The sequence below is a fragment of the Hymenobacter terrigena genome (assembly GCF_054776515.1).
Map to the genome: position 1 here is coordinate 834,382 of NZ_BAAHBU010000002.1, position 18,294 is coordinate 852,675.

15 protein-coding genes are annotated in these 18,294 nt (G+C 59.2%); 2 read left to right on the top strand and 13 right to left on the bottom strand.

Going from position 1 to position 18,294, the window contains the following annotated elements:
- Positions 1 to 33: 33 nt before the first annotated feature.
- From ACYU7Q_RS10285 to ACYU7Q_RS10305, 5 genes are all read right to left on the bottom strand, one after another.
- The gene (locus tag ACYU7Q_RS10285) at positions 34 to 270 is read right to left on the bottom strand and encodes a hypothetical protein (protein WP_460609366.1); all 237 of its coding nucleotides are present in this window, start codon (positions 268 to 270) and stop codon (positions 34 to 36) included.
- Positions 271 to 426: 156 nt separating this feature from the next.
- Positions 427 to 816: a hypothetical protein gene (locus tag ACYU7Q_RS10290; RefSeq protein ID WP_460609367.1), complete on the bottom strand. Its 390-nt coding sequence runs from the start codon at positions 814 to 816 to the stop codon at positions 427 to 429.
- Positions 817 to 881: 65 nt separating this feature from the next.
- Positions 882 to 1,565 (bottom strand): HupE/UreJ family protein, encoded by a 684-nt coding sequence (locus ACYU7Q_RS10295; protein WP_460609368.1) that lies wholly within the window; start codon positions 1,563 to 1,565, stop codon positions 882 to 884.
- 54 nt (positions 1,566 to 1,619) lie between these two features.
- Entirely contained in the window at positions 1,620 to 2,948 is a 1,329-nt protein-coding gene (locus ACYU7Q_RS10300) for a tetratricopeptide repeat protein (RefSeq protein WP_460609369.1), read from the bottom strand.
- Positions 2,949 to 3,063: 115 nt separating this feature from the next.
- Entirely contained in the window at positions 3,064 to 5,259 is a 2,196-nt protein-coding gene (locus ACYU7Q_RS10305) for a DUF4331 family protein (RefSeq protein ID WP_460609370.1), read from the bottom strand.
- 331 nt (positions 5,260 to 5,590) lie between these two features.
- On the opposite strand from ACYU7Q_RS10305, the gene hscA reads away from it, so the two are divergent.
- Together hscA and ACYU7Q_RS10315 are read left to right on the top strand one after the other, a co-directional pair.
- The gene (gene hscA / locus ACYU7Q_RS10310) at positions 5,591 to 7,462 is read left to right on the top strand and encodes a Fe-S protein assembly chaperone HscA (RefSeq protein ID WP_460609371.1); all 1,872 of its coding nucleotides are present in this window, start codon (positions 5,591 to 5,593) and stop codon (positions 7,460 to 7,462) included.
- Positions 7,463 to 7,534: 72 nt separating this feature from the next.
- Complete coding sequence (locus tag ACYU7Q_RS10315) at positions 7,535 to 8,707, top strand: anhydro-N-acetylmuramic acid kinase (RefSeq protein WP_460609372.1); 1,173 nt, start codon at positions 7,535 to 7,537, stop codon at positions 8,705 to 8,707.
- 57 nt (positions 8,708 to 8,764) lie between these two features.
- Here the strand turns inward: ACYU7Q_RS10315 and ACYU7Q_RS10320 are convergent, their stop codons facing one another.
- The 8 genes from ACYU7Q_RS10320 to rpsK all read right to left on the bottom strand — a co-directional run bounded on the left by ACYU7Q_RS10320 (position 8,765) and on the right by rpsK (position 18,279).
- A complete protein-coding gene (locus tag ACYU7Q_RS10320) occupies positions 8,765 to 9,292 on the bottom strand; it encodes a hypothetical protein (protein WP_460609373.1) in 528 nt (175 codons plus the stop codon).
- Between the two features lie 92 nt (positions 9,293 to 9,384).
- Positions 9,385 to 13,395, bottom strand: a complete 4,011-nt coding sequence (locus tag ACYU7Q_RS10325) for a CARDB domain-containing protein (RefSeq protein ID WP_460609374.1) — start codon at positions 13,393 to 13,395, stop codon at positions 9,385 to 9,387.
- A gap of 109 nt (positions 13,396 to 13,504) precedes the next feature.
- Positions 13,505 to 13,822, bottom strand: a complete 318-nt coding sequence (locus ACYU7Q_RS10330; RefSeq protein WP_460609375.1) for an FtsB family cell division protein — start codon at positions 13,820 to 13,822, stop codon at positions 13,505 to 13,507.
- A 75-nt stretch (positions 13,823 to 13,897) separates the two neighbouring features.
- A complete protein-coding gene (gene eno, locus ACYU7Q_RS10335; RefSeq protein WP_460609376.1) occupies positions 13,898 to 15,169 on the bottom strand; it encodes a phosphopyruvate hydratase in 1,272 nt (423 codons plus the stop codon).
- A 232-nt stretch (positions 15,170 to 15,401) separates the two neighbouring features.
- A complete protein-coding gene (gene rplQ, locus ACYU7Q_RS10340) occupies positions 15,402 to 16,004 on the bottom strand; it encodes a 50S ribosomal protein L17 (RefSeq protein ID WP_460609377.1) in 603 nt (200 codons plus the stop codon).
- Between the two features lie 170 nt (positions 16,005 to 16,174).
- Positions 16,175 to 17,164 (bottom strand): DNA-directed RNA polymerase subunit alpha, encoded by a 990-nt coding sequence (locus tag ACYU7Q_RS10345; protein WP_198067467.1) that lies wholly within the window; start codon positions 17,162 to 17,164, stop codon positions 16,175 to 16,177.
- Positions 17,165 to 17,254: 90 nt separating this feature from the next.
- Positions 17,255 to 17,860: a 30S ribosomal protein S4 gene (gene rpsD, locus ACYU7Q_RS10350; RefSeq protein ID WP_196291021.1), complete on the bottom strand. Its 606-nt coding sequence runs from the start codon at positions 17,858 to 17,860 to the stop codon at positions 17,255 to 17,257.
- Positions 17,861 to 17,886: 26 nt separating this feature from the next.
- A complete protein-coding gene (gene rpsK / locus ACYU7Q_RS10355) occupies positions 17,887 to 18,279 on the bottom strand; it encodes a 30S ribosomal protein S11 (RefSeq protein WP_035567868.1) in 393 nt (130 codons plus the stop codon).
- Positions 18,280 to 18,294: the final 15 nt, after the last annotated feature.

Consider the following 18,294-nt stretch of genomic DNA (forward strand, 5'->3'; position numbering starts at 1 on the left):
TGACTCATTTACGTGGATGGAAAATTGAACCCGTTAGAAGTTAGCCTTGCTCATGCAATTGGCGCGGCACTGCACCTGGTGCTGCGTGCGCTGCTGGCCCAGGTGGCCGCGCGCAGGGCTGCGCAGGGCCGCGGCGGTGCCAGGCAGCACAGAACGGCCGCTTAGGCCAAGGGGATTGGTGGCAATGTGGCCCGCCGTGGGCAGCTGCACACGCGAAGCAATGCCCGTAGCGCCCGCTACGGGTTGGAAGGGATTGGCCCGAAAAATCATGGTATAAGGAGTTGAACGCGCCCGGGCACGGTGGCCCGCAAGCTGCGTCGGATGGTTGGATAAGATGAGACAGCACGGCTCCTTATCGGCAGTCGTGCGCAGTGCCCCCGTTTGAATTCGAACCAACTACTTAGCAGTTCGAAGCCAAAGCTCAACTTATCCCCGACAGGGCGGCAACTCAACCTGCCCCCGGTAGCCCACGGGCACGGCCACTGCACAGGCCGCCCGCCGGACCTCGGCAGCACTAAAAACGGGCCGGGCAAACACCACCCGCGTTTCCGTCAGGCAGTGCGTGTCCAGCCCTTTGAAGGTGGAAAGCAGCTGCTGCAAAGGCAGGCGCTCACCGTTTTTCTGCACCGTGTACTGCACGCCGTTGCAGTCGTCGAAGCAGCCCAGCCGCAGCGTATGCTTCAGCTGGCAATCCGAGCTGTGCACATAGGCAAAGGGCCGGTCAATCACCTTTGCCGGGCGCTCCACGAGGCCTGCCCCCACTACCAGCAGGTAGTTGAGCAGCAGCAGCAGCGTGAGGTACGGGCGGAAGGCCATGAGTGCGGGACAAGGGTGGCGCTATCTACGGCGCAGTTGATGGGATAGATGGAGATGGTAAAACTTCAAGCAAAAAACACGCGCTCTACGGTCCAGTAAGCCGCTATCAGGCCGATAACCACCGACACCGGCACCACCACCCGCTGCTTGTACCAGCTTTTGTTGGCGGCCCAGCGGCCTACCAGCGCCCAGCACAGCAATATCACCGACACCTGGCCCAGCTCCACGCCCACATTGAAGGAGATGAGCGAGCCGAAATAGTCCTTCTGCGGCAGCCCCAGTCCCGTGAGGGCGCTGGCGAAACCCATGCCATGCACCAGCCCGAAGCCAAACACAATGAGCAGCCGCCACGGATTGAGCTTATCGGTGATGATGTTCTCGATGGCTACAAACAGGATGGACAGCGCGATAATCGGCTCAATAACCGACGACGGCGGCTGGATAAACCCGTACATGGCCAGCCCCAGCGTGATGGAGTGCGCCACCGTGAACGCCGTGGCCTGCATGAGCACCGGCTTCAGGCGGGGCTCCAGAATGTAGAGGCTGATGATGAACAGAATGTGGTCGAACCCCAGCGGAATGATGTGCGTGAAGCCCAGCTGCAGGTAAGTCCAGAAAATTTCCGTGCGCGAGAGCTTGCTCAGGTCCGTGTTGAGGACGTGCGCGGCAGCGGGCAGCGCCAGCAGCACCAGCAGCGGCAGGGCCACCAGGGCGCGGCGCATTTCACGGGACAGTACGAGGGGCTTCATAAGAGGCTGTTTCAAAGCAATGTAGCGTGGACTCTGCGAGTCCACGCTACAGTTTTACCGAGCGGCCAACAGCTTCTTACCCTCAGCCTCTACCTCGGGGTTGAGGTAGGGCGCGGTTTTCAGCGAGCTCTCAATCAGGGTCTGGCCTTCGGCATTCTTGCCGAGCTTGGTGAGGATGAGGCCGGCGCGGCACAGCAGCACCGGGTTTTTCGAGCCCGTGCGGCGGGCCACCTGCATGTATTTCTGGGCCTCGGCATACTGGCCGCGCTTGTAGAGCACCCAGGCCATGGTTTCGTTCACGTCGATGTTGTCGGGGCGGCGGGCATACTCGATTTTGGCGTGCTCCAGAGCCTTGTCCAGTTCGTTGGTTTTGAGGTAGGCGTAGGCCAGCTCGCGGTCGGCGTAGTGGCCCATCTGCTCGTTGCTGTCGGCTTCTTTGGCCGCGTTGGCCAGCATATCGATGGACTCCTTCGCCATTTTGTCGGCCTCCGCCGGCTGGCCGTTGAGGCGGTACAGGTCGGTCAGCTCATCGGCGAAAGCGTAGTCCTTCACCGTAATGCGGGCCTCCTGATAAAGCTTGATGGCCCGGGCATAATCCTTATGCGCCGCCGCCATACGGCCCAGGCCAGCCAACGCATAGGCGTAGCCGGGGCGGGCCACAAGCGCCATGAGGTAGTAGCCCCGGGCGCGGGCCGTGTCGCCGCTCACTTCGTAGAGGTGGCCCAGAGCCACACGGGTCCACTCGGTTTGCTCCAGGCCAATGTAGCCGGCTTTGGCGGCCATGTCCATGGCCTGAATGGCCCCGGGCACGTCGCCGTAAATCTCGCGCAGGTAGCTCACCCGGGCGTAGGCGGGCAGGTCGGGGCGCACGGCGTTCATTTTGTCGGCCATCTTGATAGCCTCTTCGTAGTGGCCCATTTCCACGTTGGCATCGGTCAGCAGGCCGTAGACGAAGCCGCTGTTGGGGTTCAGTTTCTGGGCCTGCTCGGCAATGCCGAGGCCCTGGGCGAAGTGGTGCTGCGTGAGGCAGAGCGAGGCTTTGCAGCACAGGGCTTCAAAGTTTTCGGGTTCGGCGGCCAGCACTTGCTCCAGCAGGTCCATGGCCGCGCCGTCGTAATACGGATGGTCGCCGGTGACGCGCCCTTCCTGCATGTAGGCCTGGGCCAGCAGCAGGCGGCTTTTCTGGTCCTTCGGATTGGTGCGCAGCTTGGCCAGCAGGCCCTCGATGGCGGCTTTGGTGTTCAGCCATTCGTTGCCCACCGACAGGCTGCCGCGCCGGTCTTTCAGCTCCGGCGTGCGAACCTCCGGCTTTTTAAACAAGAATATGGCGGCCGCCATTACGCCGAAAACAACCAATAAACCGGGGTATAAGTACTTTTTCAAAACAGAGAAAGATGACTGAGTGGAGGAGTAGCGTAAACATAACGCCTAAAAAAGAGCCGCCGCCAGTCCAAACGAGGACCAAACGACGGCTCTTTTTAATCAGCTTCCGGCGCTATTACTGGCGCTCGATGCGTACCGATTGCACAACCGTGCTGCCGTTGTACAGCGTGGCGATGTACTGGCCGGGGGCAACATCGCGGCCGGGCGTCCAGGCCAGCTCGTTGGCACCGGCACCGAAAGACTTATCCTTGGCAATGGTAGCCACCTTGCGGCCGGTCACGTCGCTGATAACAACGCTCATCGTGCCTTTGGTGGGCAACTCAAAGCGCAGCGTGGTGCGGTCGGCGAAGGGGTTCGGGTAAGCATTAGCCACCGTCAGGTTGGGCGACAAGCCCAGGCTGGCCGAACGCTGAGCCAGAGCCGTGCGCTGGGCAGTAGTGCCGCTCCAGGGCGTCTGCGAGTATGGGAAAGCGGCTCTGAACGTGGTATCGTTGGCCGTAACGCCCGCGTTGAAGTTCAGCACGTTGCCCAACTGCGCGGTAACAGGGCTCGTCGAAGTCGGGGTGTAGTCGTCGTACCACAGGCCAATGGCGGCCAGCACCGCACCACCCACGGCTTGCAGCTCAATGCGGGTCACGTCATCCTCGAGGCGGCGGCCGTTGGGGAAGCCGTCCATGTTGGGAATGTTTTGGACGGTCGTGGTGGTATTGTAGGTAGCATTCGTCAGGCCCAGCACGGCGGCAGCCAGCAGGCCTTCCGAACTGAAGCTAGCCGAGTTGCGGGCCGTCGGCGGCACGGCCATGTTCAGGCGCAGCATGTCGCCGCCGGGGTTGCTGGCCGAACCACCCACCAACAGGAAGTTGTTGATGAAAGGCTTGCCGGCTGCCAGCGGGTTGCCGTTTTTGCCGGTAGCCAACTGGTACGGAGCCAGGTTGGGAACCCCTGTGTGGAAGATGGGCAAAATATCCACCGAGCGCGGCTTGCCGGCGCGCAGCAGGTACGGGCCATAGGCATTAGCGGCCAATGCCGTGCCGTTCAAGGCAGTGTTGCCGGCCAGGCCGCTCAGGCCGGCCGCACCGTTGCGGAAGTCGAAGCCAGCGAAGCTAGCCCCGCCCAAACCACCCAGGGCCTGGCCAGCCAGCGACTTGCTCTGGATGCGCAGCCCATTGAGCGGCGTACCGGGAGGCGAAATAGCTTCCCCGTAGTACGTTTGGTTAGCAGGCTTGGGAGCAGCCGGGGCTACTGGCACGTTATCAGCCAGGTACAGACCCAGCTCGGGGTTCGACAGGTAGTCATCCGTAGCAGCAACTTCCGCATAAGGAGTACCGGAGTTCCAAGCATCTTTAGCCCCAATGGGGTTGATAACTTCGTTCAGCAGCGGCATGCCGATGCGCGACACTTGCACGTAGTTGCCCGACGTGGTAGGCGCAGCCCCCGTGGCCGACAGCACGCGGGTAGAAGGCCGGCTGGCCGAAGCCCACACGCCGATGATGTAGTTCGAATCCAGGATATTGGTGGTGCTGGACAGGGCAGCAGTACCGGCCTTAGCCAGAACAGTCACCGGGATTTGCAGGGCAATGGCGTGGGTGTTCTTGCGGGCCAGGCCATCGCGGGCCGCGCCGGGGGCGCGAATGCCACCCAGGTCGAAGATGCCGCCGAGGTCCGCAAAGAATGGGTCATCCGTTGGGCCGCAGAATATTTTGGTACCATCCGACAGGGTCTGCAAGTAAGTAGCGCTGGTCATCAGCGTGCCATAAGGAGCCGACTGATTCAGCCCCGCGGCACCGTTGATGGAGCGCGGCCCAATGTTAGGCGGCGGCACTGCTCCATTGCTCAGGATAGTTGTGAATGCACCATTGCCCACGCTTTTCTCGACGATGTAAGTCGTTTTCAGGTTCTGAAGGCCTAGCCGGATATTGAAAAAAGTACCGTTGGCGGCTTCGTTGGTTCGGGTGAACGTGAAACGGTACGTGATGTCATCACCGGACGTAGCCGGGTTGTTTTTCACGTGGATTTCGTAGTGGATATTTTCGCCAAACGTGTTGTAGTTCGGGCCGCCCTGGGGCAGTTCCAACGGAATGTAGTTGGCAATGATGGTGACGCTGGCGTTGCCGTCGTTGTTAGGCGAGTCGGGGCTACGGAAGGCGTAGAGGTCGGTGTTATCGGCCAACGGGTCGTCGGCGATAAGCGGGGCTTCGCGGTGGCTGGAGGCCTCCAGCGTGTTGTGCTGGCTGCTCAGAGCCACCACTCCTCCGGCCGCGGTTGCGAGCAGAGCAGCCTGGAAAAGAGGGCGAGTAAGTAGATTTTTCATAAAAAATGTCTGGAAAAGGGTTAGGAGGTGAAGGTGTAAGGCAAGCTAAAAAAGACTCATAAGCTGAACAGTATAGCCCTGAAAACCCCATGTGATGTGGCCTTTTTGAACCCGGTTGCGCAGTTGTACTTTCCTTACGTTCGGACTCGCGGCTCCGGTTTGTTTTTTTCTAATAATAATTTCAACAAGATTTTGGCTTGTCTTAATCGCACGCCCCAAGGCCTTTATTGCTCCGGCAATGGCGCGGTTTAGCCCGTACTTTTGCACTGCGCTTTTCGGCGCCATCAATTTTCATTTTTCGGGCCGCCGATAGTGGCCGCTCCCCGTTTATATGGCTACAGTAGCAATCAACCTGGCCACCGGCAGCCTTCAGCAAGAAGAAATCATCGTCGGCATCGACCTCGGCACCACCAACAGCCTCGTGGCCTACGTGCACCCCGAAAGCCGCCAGCCCGCTGCCATCAATGATTTGGGCCGGGGCACCATCGTGCCGTCGGTGGTGCATTTTCCCGCCGATGGGGCCGACCCTATCGTGGGCACCGAAGCGCGTGAGTATCTCCTCACCGACCCGCAGCGCACCATCTACTCGGTAAAGCGCCTGCTGGGCAAAAGCTACCGCGACCTGGGCCAGCACGCCACCCAGCTCGGCTACAAGGTTATCGACGACAACTCCGAAGGCCTGGTCAAAATCCGGGTCGATGACCGTTTCTTCTCCCCTATCGAGTTGTCGGCCGCCATCCTGCGGGAGCTGCGCGCCCGCGCCGAGCATGCCCTCAAAACCCCGGTAAACCGCGCCGTTATTACCGTGCCGGCCTATTTCAACGACTCGCAGCGCCAGGCCACCCGCGACGCCGGCCGCCTTGCCGGCCTCGAAGTGCTGCGCATCGTGAACGAGCCCACGGCCGCGGCTCTGGCCTACGGCATTGGCCTCGACCCCGACGAAGAGAAAACCGTGGCCGTGTACGACCTCGGCGGCGGCACGTTTGATATCAGCATTCTGCGCATCCAGCAGGGCATTTTTGAAGTGCTGAGCACCAACGGCGACACCTACCTCGGCGGAGACGACCTGGACCGCGCCGTGGTGGACCACTGGACGGCCACCTTCGGCCTCTCAGATGCCTTCCACACCAACCCGCACCTGCAACAGCAGCTGCGCCTGGCCGCCGAGATGGCCAAGAAGTACCTCAGCCAGCACGACGATTTCACCACCCACCTCACCGACGAGGCCGGTCAGAATACCACCGTCACGCTCACCCGCGCGCAGTTCAACGGCCTCATCCGCCCGCTGGTAGACCGCACCATTGACGCCTGCCGCCAGGCCCTGGCCGATGCCAAGCTTGAAACCAAGCTTGATGCGGTGCTGCTGGTGGGCGGCTCTACCCGCGTGCCGCTGGTGTATGAAGCAGTTTCGGAGTTCTTCGGCCAGCCGGCGAATAATTCGCTGAACCCCGATGAGGTGGTAGCGCTCGGCGCCGCCATTCAGGCCGATATTCTGGCCGGCAACCGGCGCGACGTGCTGCTGCTGGATGTGACGCCGCTCACGCTGGGCATCGAAACGCTGGGCGGGCTGATGGACCCCATTATTCCGCGCAACTCGAAAATCCCGACCAAGGCCGGCCGCCAGTACACCACCAGCGTGGACGGGCAAGTGAACCTGAAGATTGCCGTGTACCAGGGCGAGCGCGACCTCGTGAGCCAGAACCGCAAGCTGGGCGAATTCACCCTGACCGGCATCCCGGCCATGCCCGCTGGCCTGCCCAAGGTCGACGTGAACTTCCTGCTGAACGCCGACGGCATCCTGAAAGTAGAAGCCATTGAGCTGCGCTCGAACACCCGCCAGCAGGTGGAAATAAAGCCGCAGTACGGCCTTACCGACGACCAGGTGGAGCAGATGCTGATGGACTCGCTGGTGAATGCCAAAGACGACGTAGCCGCGCGCCTGCTCATCGAAGCCCGCACCGCAGCCGAGCAGTTATTGTATCAGGTGAATAACTTCACCCGCAAAAACCGCCAGCACCTCACTGAAGCCGAGCTGACTGCTACCGAAGCCCAGGTAGCCACGGTGCAGGCCGCGCTGGCCGGCACTGAGCGCGACCCCATTCTAAAAGCCATGGACGAGCTTGATGAGCTCACGCGCCCCTACGCCGAGCGGGTGATGAACATCTCCATCCAGCAAGCCATGGCGGGCAAGAAAATCGAGTAGCAACCCAGCAATTGGCACAACGGGGCACAAACCGCTTTTTATACCTTCGCAAAAGTTCTCAAAGGCCCACCCTTGAATCCCTACCTCGCTCGCCTTTTCGCACTGGCCCAGCAGCCCAGCCGTCGCATCATCGGCCTGATGTCGGGCACTTCCCTCGATGGGCTGGATGTGGCGCTGTGCCGTTGTGAGGGCCACGGGGCCGGGATGCACGCCACGCTAGAGCATTTTGCCACCCTGCCCTACTCGTCAGAATTCCGGCAACGGCTGCGCGCCATTTCGCAGCCCAATGTGGCGTTGCAGGATGTTACTATTCTCAATGCCGAAGTGGCCCGGCAACACGCAGAAATGGTGCTGGTCTGCCTGCACTCCTGGCAGGTAGCAGCGGCGGAGGTCGACCTCATTGCCAGCCACGGGCAAACCATCTGGCACGCGCCGCGCCACCAGCACCAGCAGGCCCGTTTCCCGCACCACGCCACGCTCCAAATCGGCGATGGCGACCACCTGGCGGCGCTCACCGGCATCATCACCGTGACCGATTTCCGGCAGAAACACGTGGCCCACGGCTTCGAGGGTGCCCCACTGGCCGGCTATGCCGACCAACTGCTGTTTTCCTCTCCCAACGAAAACCGTCTGCTGCTCAACCTCGGCGGCATTGCCAACTTCACCTACTTACCGGCCCAGCCCGTCGCCGGTCTGCCTCTCACCACCGATACCGGCCCCGGCAATACCCTGCTCGATGCCGTGACGCGGCGGCATTTTCCGGGCCGTGAGTATGATGAAAACGGCACGATTGCGGCCAGTGGCACCGTTCACACAGCATTGCTGAAGGAACTGCTGAGCCACTCGTTTTTCGCCGCGCCGCTGCCCAAGACGACCGGTCCGGAACTGTTCGGACCCGACTACCTGCACGAGGCTCAAATCAAAACCGACACCGCTTCCCTTTCACCCGCCGATGTACTGGCCACGCTGGTTGAGCTAACTGCTACCGGCGTAGCGAGCGCCGTTTCGCAGTGCCTTCCAGAAGCCGAGCGGTCCAATGTAGCCTGCTACGTGAGCGGCGGCGGCAGCCACAACGGCGCGCTGCTCCAGGCCCTGCAGCGGCACCTGCCCACCGCCCGTTTTGCGCCCATTGATGCGCTGGGCATTCCGGCCGATGCCAAGGAAGCCGTGTTATTTGCTGTGCTGGCCAACGAAACCATGGCGGGCAATCCGGGCATCAGTCTGGGCAAAATCTGCCTGCCGTAGCCCTTCAATGTAACTAGGGTTCATGTGGGAGAGTCGGTCGAATTGAATACTACCGGCTTAATGGATTTTCCCAACTTGCTTGTGTGGCTTCACAATGGCACTGGTGCGCAGACCAAAGCCCAGAATCGCCCGCGAAGCCGTGTCCCGAAACGTTACCTCCAGTACATCTGATGGGACTCGTAGGCTGGAATCAGCCGCGAAAGAAAAGCTGTAGAATAGTCGCGAACTACCCCCATCGCCTAAGCGCACGCCCAGTTTGTAGAGTTCGATGGCGGTACCGCGCCCGGGACGCTGGCCACTTTTCCAAAGCGGGCGGGCCGCCGTAGTAAACCTCGCTAGGCTAATGCCCTGCCGGACTTCCGGTGCCAGCCTGCTGTAGGCGAACGAATAATTGGCGCGAAGTACGGCCCGTAGAAACTGGCCGGCTGCCTGCCCCTGGCTGAGCGGCGGGCCGGTTTGCGCAACCTGCCGCGCCCTCCCCAAGCCACCGCCGACCAATCCTGCCGCAACAAGCACCAGCACCAGCAGGCTTGTCCTGATGCTGATTTGCCACCGCATTTGTCTCAGGGCCGTAAGTGCTTGCATGGCCAAAAATAAGCGGGGGCGGCTGGCCCGGACCTTGGTCCGGGCCGCCGCCCCCGCTCCGGCCTTTGGTGGGGCCGGTTAGCTTGCGCAGGTTATTCGATTACCACACGGCGCGTCACGTTCAGGTTAGTGCCGGTGAGGTGCAGCACATATACCCCGGTGGCCAGGCCACGCGTCGAAATCTCGGCCTGATTGGAGCGGCCGGTACCCAACTGCATTTGCTGCGTGCTCACCCGCTGCCCCAGGGCATTGAACAAGTCTACCGAAGCAGCACAATTGGCTCCCACGCCCGTGAACTGCACGCGCAAAGCGTTGCCATTGGCCACGGGATTGGGTGCTACAGCCACGTTGTAGCCAGCAGTTTGCTCACGGCTGGCCAAGCCAGTGGTTACCGTCACGGCCAGCGAAGCCAGGTTGTTGGTTTCGTTGGTTTCGGCTACCACGTTCAGCGGGTCGGCCACAAACAGCACGTAGTAAGCACCGGGCGTGGTGCTGGCTGGCACGGCCGCTGACAACTGACGGTTGGCACTCACGCTCGCTGCCAGCGAGGTACCGGCGCTGGTGCCCAGCAAGACGTCGCTGGCATCCAGCGTCTGGTTGGTCGAGAGGTAGTAGCCCACAGCCGAGCTGGCCGCTGAGCCACCGCCCTGGTTGGCTACAGTAGCGCTCAACAACAGGTTATTACCGGCAGGTACCGACGAAGGCGAAGCGCCTATCTGCGTCAGCAGCAGGTCGGGCAGAATCGTGGGGGCAGTCACGCACGTCACGGCCGCATCAAAGCCCGAAGCCGTTACGCTGCCATCGCTGGTGAACACCAGCGTGAGGGCGCCGGTCGAGTTGGTCGCCATAATAGGCAGCGACGGCATGGACGTGAGCGTGGCCAGGAGCGGCGACTGTGCGTTCGGACCATCGTAAATCATCAGTCGGTCGCAGCAAGTCTCTACCACAAACGAGTTAAACGAAAGCTGGATGCGGCTGTTGGCCGTGCCGGGGTTGATGGTCAGCGTGCCATTGGCATTGTCTGAGTAGTTGCCGAATCCGCCATGGTCATACACCGTCGTGCTGCAGGTGGTCACGGTATTAGTGCCCGAGAAAGGCACGATGGTGCCCGTGAAGGGTCCCGTCACGGTGAACTGATAAGTGCCGACGTTATTGGTTTCGTTGGTTTCCGTTACGACGTTTAGCGGGTCGGCTACGGCCAGCAAGTAGTAGGTGCCTGCGACCGTACCTGTCGGGATGGTCACGTTGCTGTACGAAGTGGACGACTGGTAAGCACCCAACTGCCCGCCGGTGGTGGTGCTCAGCAGCACATCGTTGGCATCCAGCGTGGCGTTGGTCGAGAGGTAATAGCCCACGCTGCTGCTCGGCGAAGTCGTGTTCCCCGCGTTATAGATGTAGGAAGTGGCCGCCACCGGAGTACCGGGTGCTACCGAGGTGAGGTTCATGAACACCTGCGAAATCAGCAGGTCAATGCCCGGAGCCGTTACGATAAGGGTGGTGCTGGCCACGTTGTTATTCTCGTTGGTTTCTGTCACGGCGTTGGCCGGGTCGGCCACGAACAGCAGGTAGTACGTGCCCGAAGCTGTGCCGGTCGGTACCGTGATGGGCGAGTAAATGCTCAGGTAGCCGCCGCCGGTCAGCGTGGGATTGGTTTGGCTGCCCACCAGCACATCATTTGCGCTGAATACGTTGTCCGTCGACAAGTAGAAGTTAATGTTGGCTGGGGCGGCCGTGCTGTTGCCCAGGTTATTGAGATAGCACGAAGCGTTGGCACCGGCCCCCGCCGCCACTGTAGTCGGCGATACATACGGATAGCTCACCGTCAAATCAATCGTGGGGGCCACTACCTGAATAGTGGTGCTGGCGACGTTATTATTTTCGTTGGTTTCCGTCACGGCGTTGGCCGGGTCGGCCACGAACAGCACATAGTAGTACCCCGGTGTCGTGCCCGTCGGAACCGTAGCCGAAGCCGTACGGTACGAGCTGCCATTGGCCGCCAGCTGGGTCCCGGCTACGGTAGTCAGCAGTACGTCATTGGCATCCAAAGTCGAGTTAGTCGACAGATAGTAGCCCACGGTGCTACTCGGCGAGGCGATACTGCCCGTGTTGTAGATGTACGAGCTCAGGTTCAGCCCGCCACCGGCCCCAACGGTGTAGGGCGTGGCGTACACCTGGCTCATTTGCAGGTCAATGCCCGGAGCCGTTACGATAAGGGTGGTGCTGGCCACGTTGTTATTCTCGTTGGTTTCTGTCACGGCGTTGGCCGGGTCGGCCACGAACAGCAGGTAGTACGTGCCCGAAGCAGTGCCGGTCGGCACCGTGATGGGCGAGTAAATGCTCAGATAACCGCCGCCGTACAGCGAGGTATTGGCTTGGCTGCCCACCAGCACATCATTCGCACTGAAGGTATTGTCCGTTGATAAATAGAAACCGACGTTCGCAGGGCTAGCCACGGCATTGCCCAGGTTGTTGAGGTAGCAGGAGACGTTGGCACCGTTCCCCGACGCCACCGTAGTCGGCGATACATACGGGTAGCTCACCGTCAGGTCAATCGTCGGGGCAACCACCGTCAGCGGCAAGCTGCTCACGTTGTTGGTTTCGTTGGTTTCCGTCACCACGTTCGTGGGGTCAGCCACAAATAGCACGTAGTAGCTACCCGCCGCTGTGCCTACTGGCACCGTCAGGTTGGCCGAGCGGTAAGCAGACAAGTTAGCGGCCAATGAACCACCTGTCACGGTCGACAGCAGCACATCGTTGGCATCCAGCGTGGTGTTGGTCGAGAGGTAAAAGCCCATCGTGCTGCTCGTGGCCGTCACGTTGCCTTGGTTATATATCGAAGCCGAGGCCTGCACCGAGCCCCCGGCCACGGTAGAGTTGTAATAGAGCGAAGGCTGCTGCACTATCAAATCCACGCCGGGAGGTGCCACCGTAATGGCAACGGAAGCAACGTTGTTCGTCTCGTTGGTTTCCGCTACCTGGCCCTGATAGTCGGCCACAAATAAAATGTAGTATGTGCCAGGCGTCAGGCCCGTCGGAATAGCAGCCGTGCCGTAGCGCGACGACGAATACGTCGTCGTGAGCGCCCCCCCATACTGGGAAGTCAGCAGGATGTCATTAGCGTCCAGCGTCGTGTTGGTTGAGATATAAAAACCAACGCTGCTGCTGGTAGCCGTGGCATTGCCCGTGTTCAGGATGTAGCAGCTCATGGATATCGGCGTGCCTACAGCCGTAGTAGTCGGCGTTACCGAAGGCTGCAAAATGGTCAGGTCGATGCTCGGTGCCGTCACCGTCACGTTCACCGAGGCCACATTATTGTTTTCATTGCTCTCGCTTACCTGGCCCAGGTAATCGCCGGCAAACAGAATGTAATAGCTGCCCGGAGCAGTCGTAGCCGGGATAGTGACCGAGGCATAGCGGCTGCTCGACAAGCCCGGGTTCAGCGCGTAGCCCGTCGAATTGCCCAGTAGCACGTCGTTGGCATCCAGCGTGGCATCCGTCGAGAAATAATAGCCGACGCTGCTGCTGGTGGCCACCCCGGCCCCAATGTTGTAGATGGAGCAGCTCACTGACACCGGATTACCCGCCACCGTGCTCAGCGGGCTCACCGAAGCCCCCTGCACGGCCAAATCGGCCTGCGGTACCGTAGTCACGCACGAAACAGCCGCCTCAATACCGCTCGCGGTATAGTAATAGTCGCTTTGGAGCACCACCGTTAGGCTACCCGTCGCGTTGGTGGCATACACCGATGCTGGGGGCAGGTTGTAGTTGGTATACTCGCCAATCAGCGGAGCCGAGGTCGAGCTACCGTCATAAATCCGCACCACATCGTAGTAAGGGTCGATGTTGAACTGGTTGAATTGCAGGCGGATTTTATTACCGGCCGTGGCGGGCACCAGCGTAGTGCCCCCCAGTGCGTTGCTCGAATATGGGCCCGATGCCCCACCATCGTCATAGAGTGTGCCCGCACAAGTAGTTACGGTAGTAATGCCCGATGTGGGCAGCAGGTAGGTCTGCGCATTCGCCAGCTGGCTCCAGAGCAGCACAGCCACCAATACGCACCAGCGCAAAGGTTTCCGAAAAATCGCATCGTAGGATTGTTTCATGTGAAAAGGATTAGGAGTGAAAAGAGAATTAGTAGTACTGTCAGAAGTAGAGAGGCAACAGTTTTCGCACAGCAATATTGCTGTGCTATTGCATTATCTCAGTTTCCCGCTATTGATTTTCGCTTTGAGGCACCAATACGAACACGTCCTCACCAGGGCGCTTCATCAGGTATTTTTCCCGCGCAAATTTTTCGAGCAGCGCCGGCGAGCTCATCAATTCGGCCCGGTCTTTTTTTACCACCTCAATGTTATCGAGGTAATATTGCTTCTCATTACGCAGCTCTTTCCACTTCTGGTAGATGTCGAACTGCTTGCCCACATCGTTGGCGTCGAATACCAGCATCCAGACTAAAAAGCCCATGCCGGTCAAAAAATAGAAGCTGCGCACTACCCGAAGTATCGGGCTAATGAAGAAAGGTAGATTCATCGATATAAAGGTAATACAAACGGACAATTTCGCTAATGCGAAATTGGCCGTTTGTGCTCTTAATCACTGAAATAATTACATCTTCTTGCCGGGGAAGTACGCCACCTCGCCCAACTCCTCCTCAATGCGGAGCAACTGGTTGTACTTAGCCATCCGGTCGGAGCGCGAAGCCGAACCCGTCTTAATCTGACCCGTGTTCAACGCCACGGCCAAATCAGCAATCGTGCTGTCCTCCGTCTCGCCCGAGCGGTGGCTCATCACCGACTTGTAGCCGTTGCGACGGCCCAGGTTCACCGCGTTGATGGTTTCGGTCAACGTACCAATCTGGTTTACCTTGATGAGGATGGCGTTGGCGATACCCTCATCAATACCGCGCTGCAAACGGTCCACGTTGGTCACGAACAAGTCGTCACCCACCAGCTGGGTTTGCTTGCCCACGCGCTCAGTGAGGGATTTCCAGCCGCTCCAATCGTCTTCGTCCATGCCGTCCTCCAGGCTGATAATGGGGTATTTCTTCACCCAGTCAGCCCAGTAGTCCACCATCTGGCTCGACGTCAATTTATCACCGGTGCTCTTTTTAAAGTGGTACACACCATCCTCGTAGAACTCCGACACGGCCGCGTCCATCGCAATGAACACGTCCTCGCCGGGGCGGTAGCCGGCCGTTTCAATGGCCTGCAATACAATCTTAATAGCGTCCTCGTTCGACTTGATATTCGGCGCAAAGCCGCCCTCATCACCTACGTTCGTGCTGAAGCCTTGCTTCTTCAGCACGTTCTTCAGGTGGTGAAAAATCTCCGTACCCCAGCGCAATGCTTCCGAGAAAGACGAAGCACCCGTGGGCATAATCATGAATTCCTGGAAGTCAATCGAATTGTCGGCGTGCGAGCCACCGTTCAGGATGTTCATCATCGGCACCGGCAGCGTCGAGGCCCCTACCCCACCGATGTAGCGGTATAGCGGCATGCCAGCATCCTGCGCGGCAGCGCGGGCGGCGGCCAAGCTTACGCCCAGAATGGCGTTAGCGCCCAGGTTCGCCTTGTTGGGCGTGCCGTCCATTTCCAGCATAATCTTATCGAGCAGCGCCTGCTCGTACACCGAGAAACCGACCAACTCCTCGGCAATGCGCGAATTCACGTTATCTACGGCCTTCAGCACGCCCTTGCCCATGTACATGGACTTATCATCGTCGCGCAGCTCTACAGCCTCGTGTTTGCCCGTGCTAGCCCCCGAAGGAACAGCGGCGCGGCCTACGACACCGGAGTCAAGCGTGACGTCAACTTCTACCGTCGGATTACCGCGGGAATCAAAAATCTGGCGAGCGTGAATTTGCGAGATGAAGCTCATAGCAAGTCGTTTTGTAAACAGTTAAATATGCTGCAAACGTACGCGAATCAGCCGGCATAAGCACGCTCACGGTATTAAAAGAACGTTTTGCAACACCTCCCTCTTGCTTGCGCTAACGATTGAATCGGCCCCAAATGGCAATCTGATTTACTCCCGTTCATCTAAAATTTCGCACAAAAAAGGGACGCCCCTCACGGAGCGTCCCTTTTCACTTTGCAGCAACTGCTACGAATTAAGCACCAGCTTCGTCAGCCTTAGCTTCTTCGCGGCTCTCGCCGTCTTTCACAGTTTCCGTAGCCGTGTCAGCCGGAGCCGACTGTTCTACTACTGCGGCCGGAGCAACAGCTTCGCCTTTCACTTCGGTAGCCGAAGTAGCAGCGTCGCCCGAAGCCTTCTTGCCACCACGACGCGAACGACGGGTAGTGCCAGCAGCAGCCTTGTCGGCAGCAGCCTGCTTCGACTCAATCAGGGTCTCGTTGAAGTCCACCAGCTCGATGATGCACATCTCGGCGTTGTCACCCAGACGGGTATCGCTCAGCTTCAGGATGCGGGTATAGCCACCGGGACGGTTAGCAATTTTGCCCGAAATGTTGCCAAACAGCTCTTTAATCGACTCTTTATCCTGCAGGGCAGCGAACACCATGCGGCGCGAGTGCGTCGTGTCTTCCTTCGACTTGGTCAGCATCGGCTCCACGTACTTGCGCAGGGCTTTGGCTTTGGCCACAGTCGTCGTCAGACGCTTGTGCAGGATGAGCGACGAAGCCATGTTCGACAACATGGCATGGCGGTGGGCGGTAGTCCGGCCCAGGTGGTTGATTTTTCTTCCGTGACGCATCGGTCGTTTGAAAAAATGTGTGCTTGCGGGCGGCGACCACGGCGGGCCTCAAGGCCTCATTAGAACCGCTGCCCCTTGGGCACACTGGTGAAATAGTAAATGGATAAAAAAAGAAGATGTGCTAACCCGCTGAACAAGTTCAGCCAATCAGCACATCCGGTATTCTAATGCTAGTCTTCGTCCAAGCGATACTTGCCCAGGTCCATGCCGAACTCCAAACCGCGCTCTTCCACGAGGTTTTCTAGTTCGGTCAGGCTCTTCTTGCCGAAGTTGCGGAACTTCATCATATCGGCAATTTCGAGCTGCACCAATTCGCCCATCGTCTTGATGTCGGCCGCCTTGAGGCAGTTCTTAGCCCGTACGCTGAGCTCCATATCCTCCAGGGGAGTCTTGAGCATCTTGCGCATCTGCATGGTTTCCTCATCAATCGGCTCGTCTTCGGTCACGCGCGGACCTTCAAGGGTCATCGTGTTATCCGAGAACAGCATGAAGTGCTGAATGAGGATGTTGGCCGCACCTTTCAGCGCGTCCTCCGGGTGAATCGAACCATCGGTCTGAATCTCGATAACGAGCTTCTCGTAGTCGGTTTTCTGCTCCACGCGGGTGTTCTCGATGCTGTACTTCACGTTCTTGATGGGCGTGTAGATAGCGTCGATGGCAATCTGACCGAAAACCTGGTCAGCCGGCTTGTTCTCGTCGGCGGGCACGTAGCCACGGCCGCGCGCAATCGTCAGCTCCAACTCCAGCTCCACGCTGGGGTCCAAGTGAGCAATCACGTGGTCGGGGTTCAGTACTTCGAAACCGCTGGCGAACTTGGCAATATCAGCGCCCGAGAAGGTATCCTGGCCTTTCACGCGCACCGTAATTTTATCCGAGATGGCGTCGCTCACCTTCTTGAAGCGGACCATCTTCAGGTTCAGGATGATTTCGGACATGTCCTCAATCACCCCTTCGATGGTCGAAAACTCGTGCAGCACGCTGTTGGTGCGCACCGACGTGATGGCGAAACCCTCCAGCGACGACAACAGAATGCGACGCAGCGCATTGCCGATGGTGACGCCGTAGCCCTTCTCGAGCGGCTTAAATTCAAACGTCCCGGTGAAGTCGTCGGATTTCTCCATCACCACTTTCTCCGGCATCTGAAAAGCTAAGATTGACATATGTGGGGCGTAAAAAATTAGAAAAAAATTGGTGAAGTATAAGCACAAGTGCGGCCCGACAAACTGCCGGGCCGCTACCAGTAGCGTTACTTACTTCGAATACAGTTCGACGATGAGCTGCTCGGTGATTTTCTCCGGAATCAGCTCACGGGCGGGGGCGTTGAGGAATTTGCCTGCCAACTCCTTGCCGTCCCACTCCAGCCACGAGAACTGGCGCGAGTTGCGAACCGACAGGCTCGTGGTGATGGCTTCCAGCGACTTCGACTTCTCGCGCACGGCCACGATGTCGCCGGGACGGAGGTGGTACGAAGGGATGTTCACCACTTCACCGTTCACGGTGATGTGCTTGTGACCCACGAGCTGGCGAGCAGCGCGACGCGTCGAGGCGATGCCCAAACGGTACACGGCGTTGTCCAGACGGGCTTCCAGCAGGGCGAGCAGGTTGTCGCCGGTGATACCGGGGAGCGCTGCTGCTTTGTGGAACAGGTTTTCGAATTGCTTCTCCAACATGCCGTACATGTACTTCACCTTCTGCTTCTCCATCAGCTGGACAGCGTACTCCGATTGCTTCTTGCGACGGCCGCGGCCGTGCTGGCCCGGAGGATAGGCTTTCTTATTGAGCGCTTTGCTCGGGCCGAAAATCGGCTCGTTGAAGCGACGGGCAATTTTTGAGGTAGGGCCGGTATAACGTGCCATTGTAATCTAATTTCTGAAGTGGAAAACTAAACGCGACGACGCTTGGGGGGGCGGCAGCCGTTGTGCGGCAGCGGCGTTACGTCGCGGATGGTGGTCACCTCAATGCCCACGTTGCCGAGGGCGCGGATGGCCGACTCACGGCCCGAGCCTGGACCTTTTACAAATACTTCGGCTTTGCGCATGCCCAGGTCGTGGGCCACTTTGCCGCAGTCGCTCATCGCCATTTGAGCGGCGTAAGGCGTGTTTTTCTTCGAACCGCGGAAGCCCATTTTGCCGGCCGAAGCCCACGAAATAACTTGACCGTTGTTGTTGGTGATGGAGATGATGATGTTGTTGAACGAGGCACGGATGTGTACCTGGCCCACCTGCTCCACCACGACAACGCGCTTCTTGGCTTTGTCTTTTCTTTTTTGTGCCATTTGGTTATCGCAAAA

Excerpts from the sequence above, each read along its gene's own strand:
- ACYU7Q_RS10285 (WP_460609366.1), bottom strand. The coding sequence starts at position 270 with ATGATTTTTCGGGCCAATCCCTTCCAACCCGTAGCGGGCGCTACGGGC.
- ACYU7Q_RS10290 (WP_460609367.1), bottom strand. The coding sequence starts at position 816 with ATGGCCTTCCGCCCGTACCTCACGCTGCTGCTGCTGCTCAACTACCTG.
- ACYU7Q_RS10295 (WP_460609368.1), bottom strand. The coding sequence starts at position 1,565 with ATGAAGCCCCTCGTACTGTCCCGTGAAATGCGCCGCGCCCTGGTGGCC.
- ACYU7Q_RS10305 (WP_460609370.1), bottom strand. The coding sequence starts at position 5,259 with ATGAAAAATCTACTTACTCGCCCTCTTTTCCAGGCTGCTCTGCTCGCA.
- hscA (WP_460609371.1), top strand. The coding sequence starts at position 5,591 with ATGGCTACAGTAGCAATCAACCTGGCCACCGGCAGCCTTCAGCAAGAA.
- ACYU7Q_RS10320 (WP_460609373.1), bottom strand. The coding sequence starts at position 9,292 with ATGCAAGCACTTACGGCCCTGAGACAAATGCGGTGGCAAATCAGCATC.
- ACYU7Q_RS10325 (WP_460609374.1), bottom strand. The coding sequence starts at position 13,395 with ATGAAACAATCCTACGATGCGATTTTTCGGAAACCTTTGCGCTGGTGC.
- ACYU7Q_RS10330 (WP_460609375.1), bottom strand. The coding sequence starts at position 13,822 with ATGAATCTACCTTTCTTCATTAGCCCGATACTTCGGGTAGTGCGCAGC.
- eno (WP_460609376.1), bottom strand. The coding sequence starts at position 15,169 with ATGAGCTTCATCTCGCAAATTCACGCTCGCCAGATTTTTGATTCCCGC.
- rplQ (WP_460609377.1), bottom strand. The coding sequence starts at position 16,004 with ATGCGTCACGGAAGAAAAATCAACCACCTGGGCCGGACTACCGCCCAC.
- ACYU7Q_RS10345 (WP_198067467.1), bottom strand. The coding sequence starts at position 17,164 with ATGTCAATCTTAGCTTTTCAGATGCCGGAGAAAGTGGTGATGGAGAAA.
- rpsD (WP_196291021.1), bottom strand. The coding sequence starts at position 17,860 with ATGGCACGTTATACCGGCCCTACCTCAAAAATTGCCCGTCGCTTCAAC.
- rpsK (WP_035567868.1), bottom strand. The coding sequence starts at position 18,279 with ATGGCACAAAAAAGAAAAGACAAAGCCAAGAAGCGCGTTGTCGTGGTG.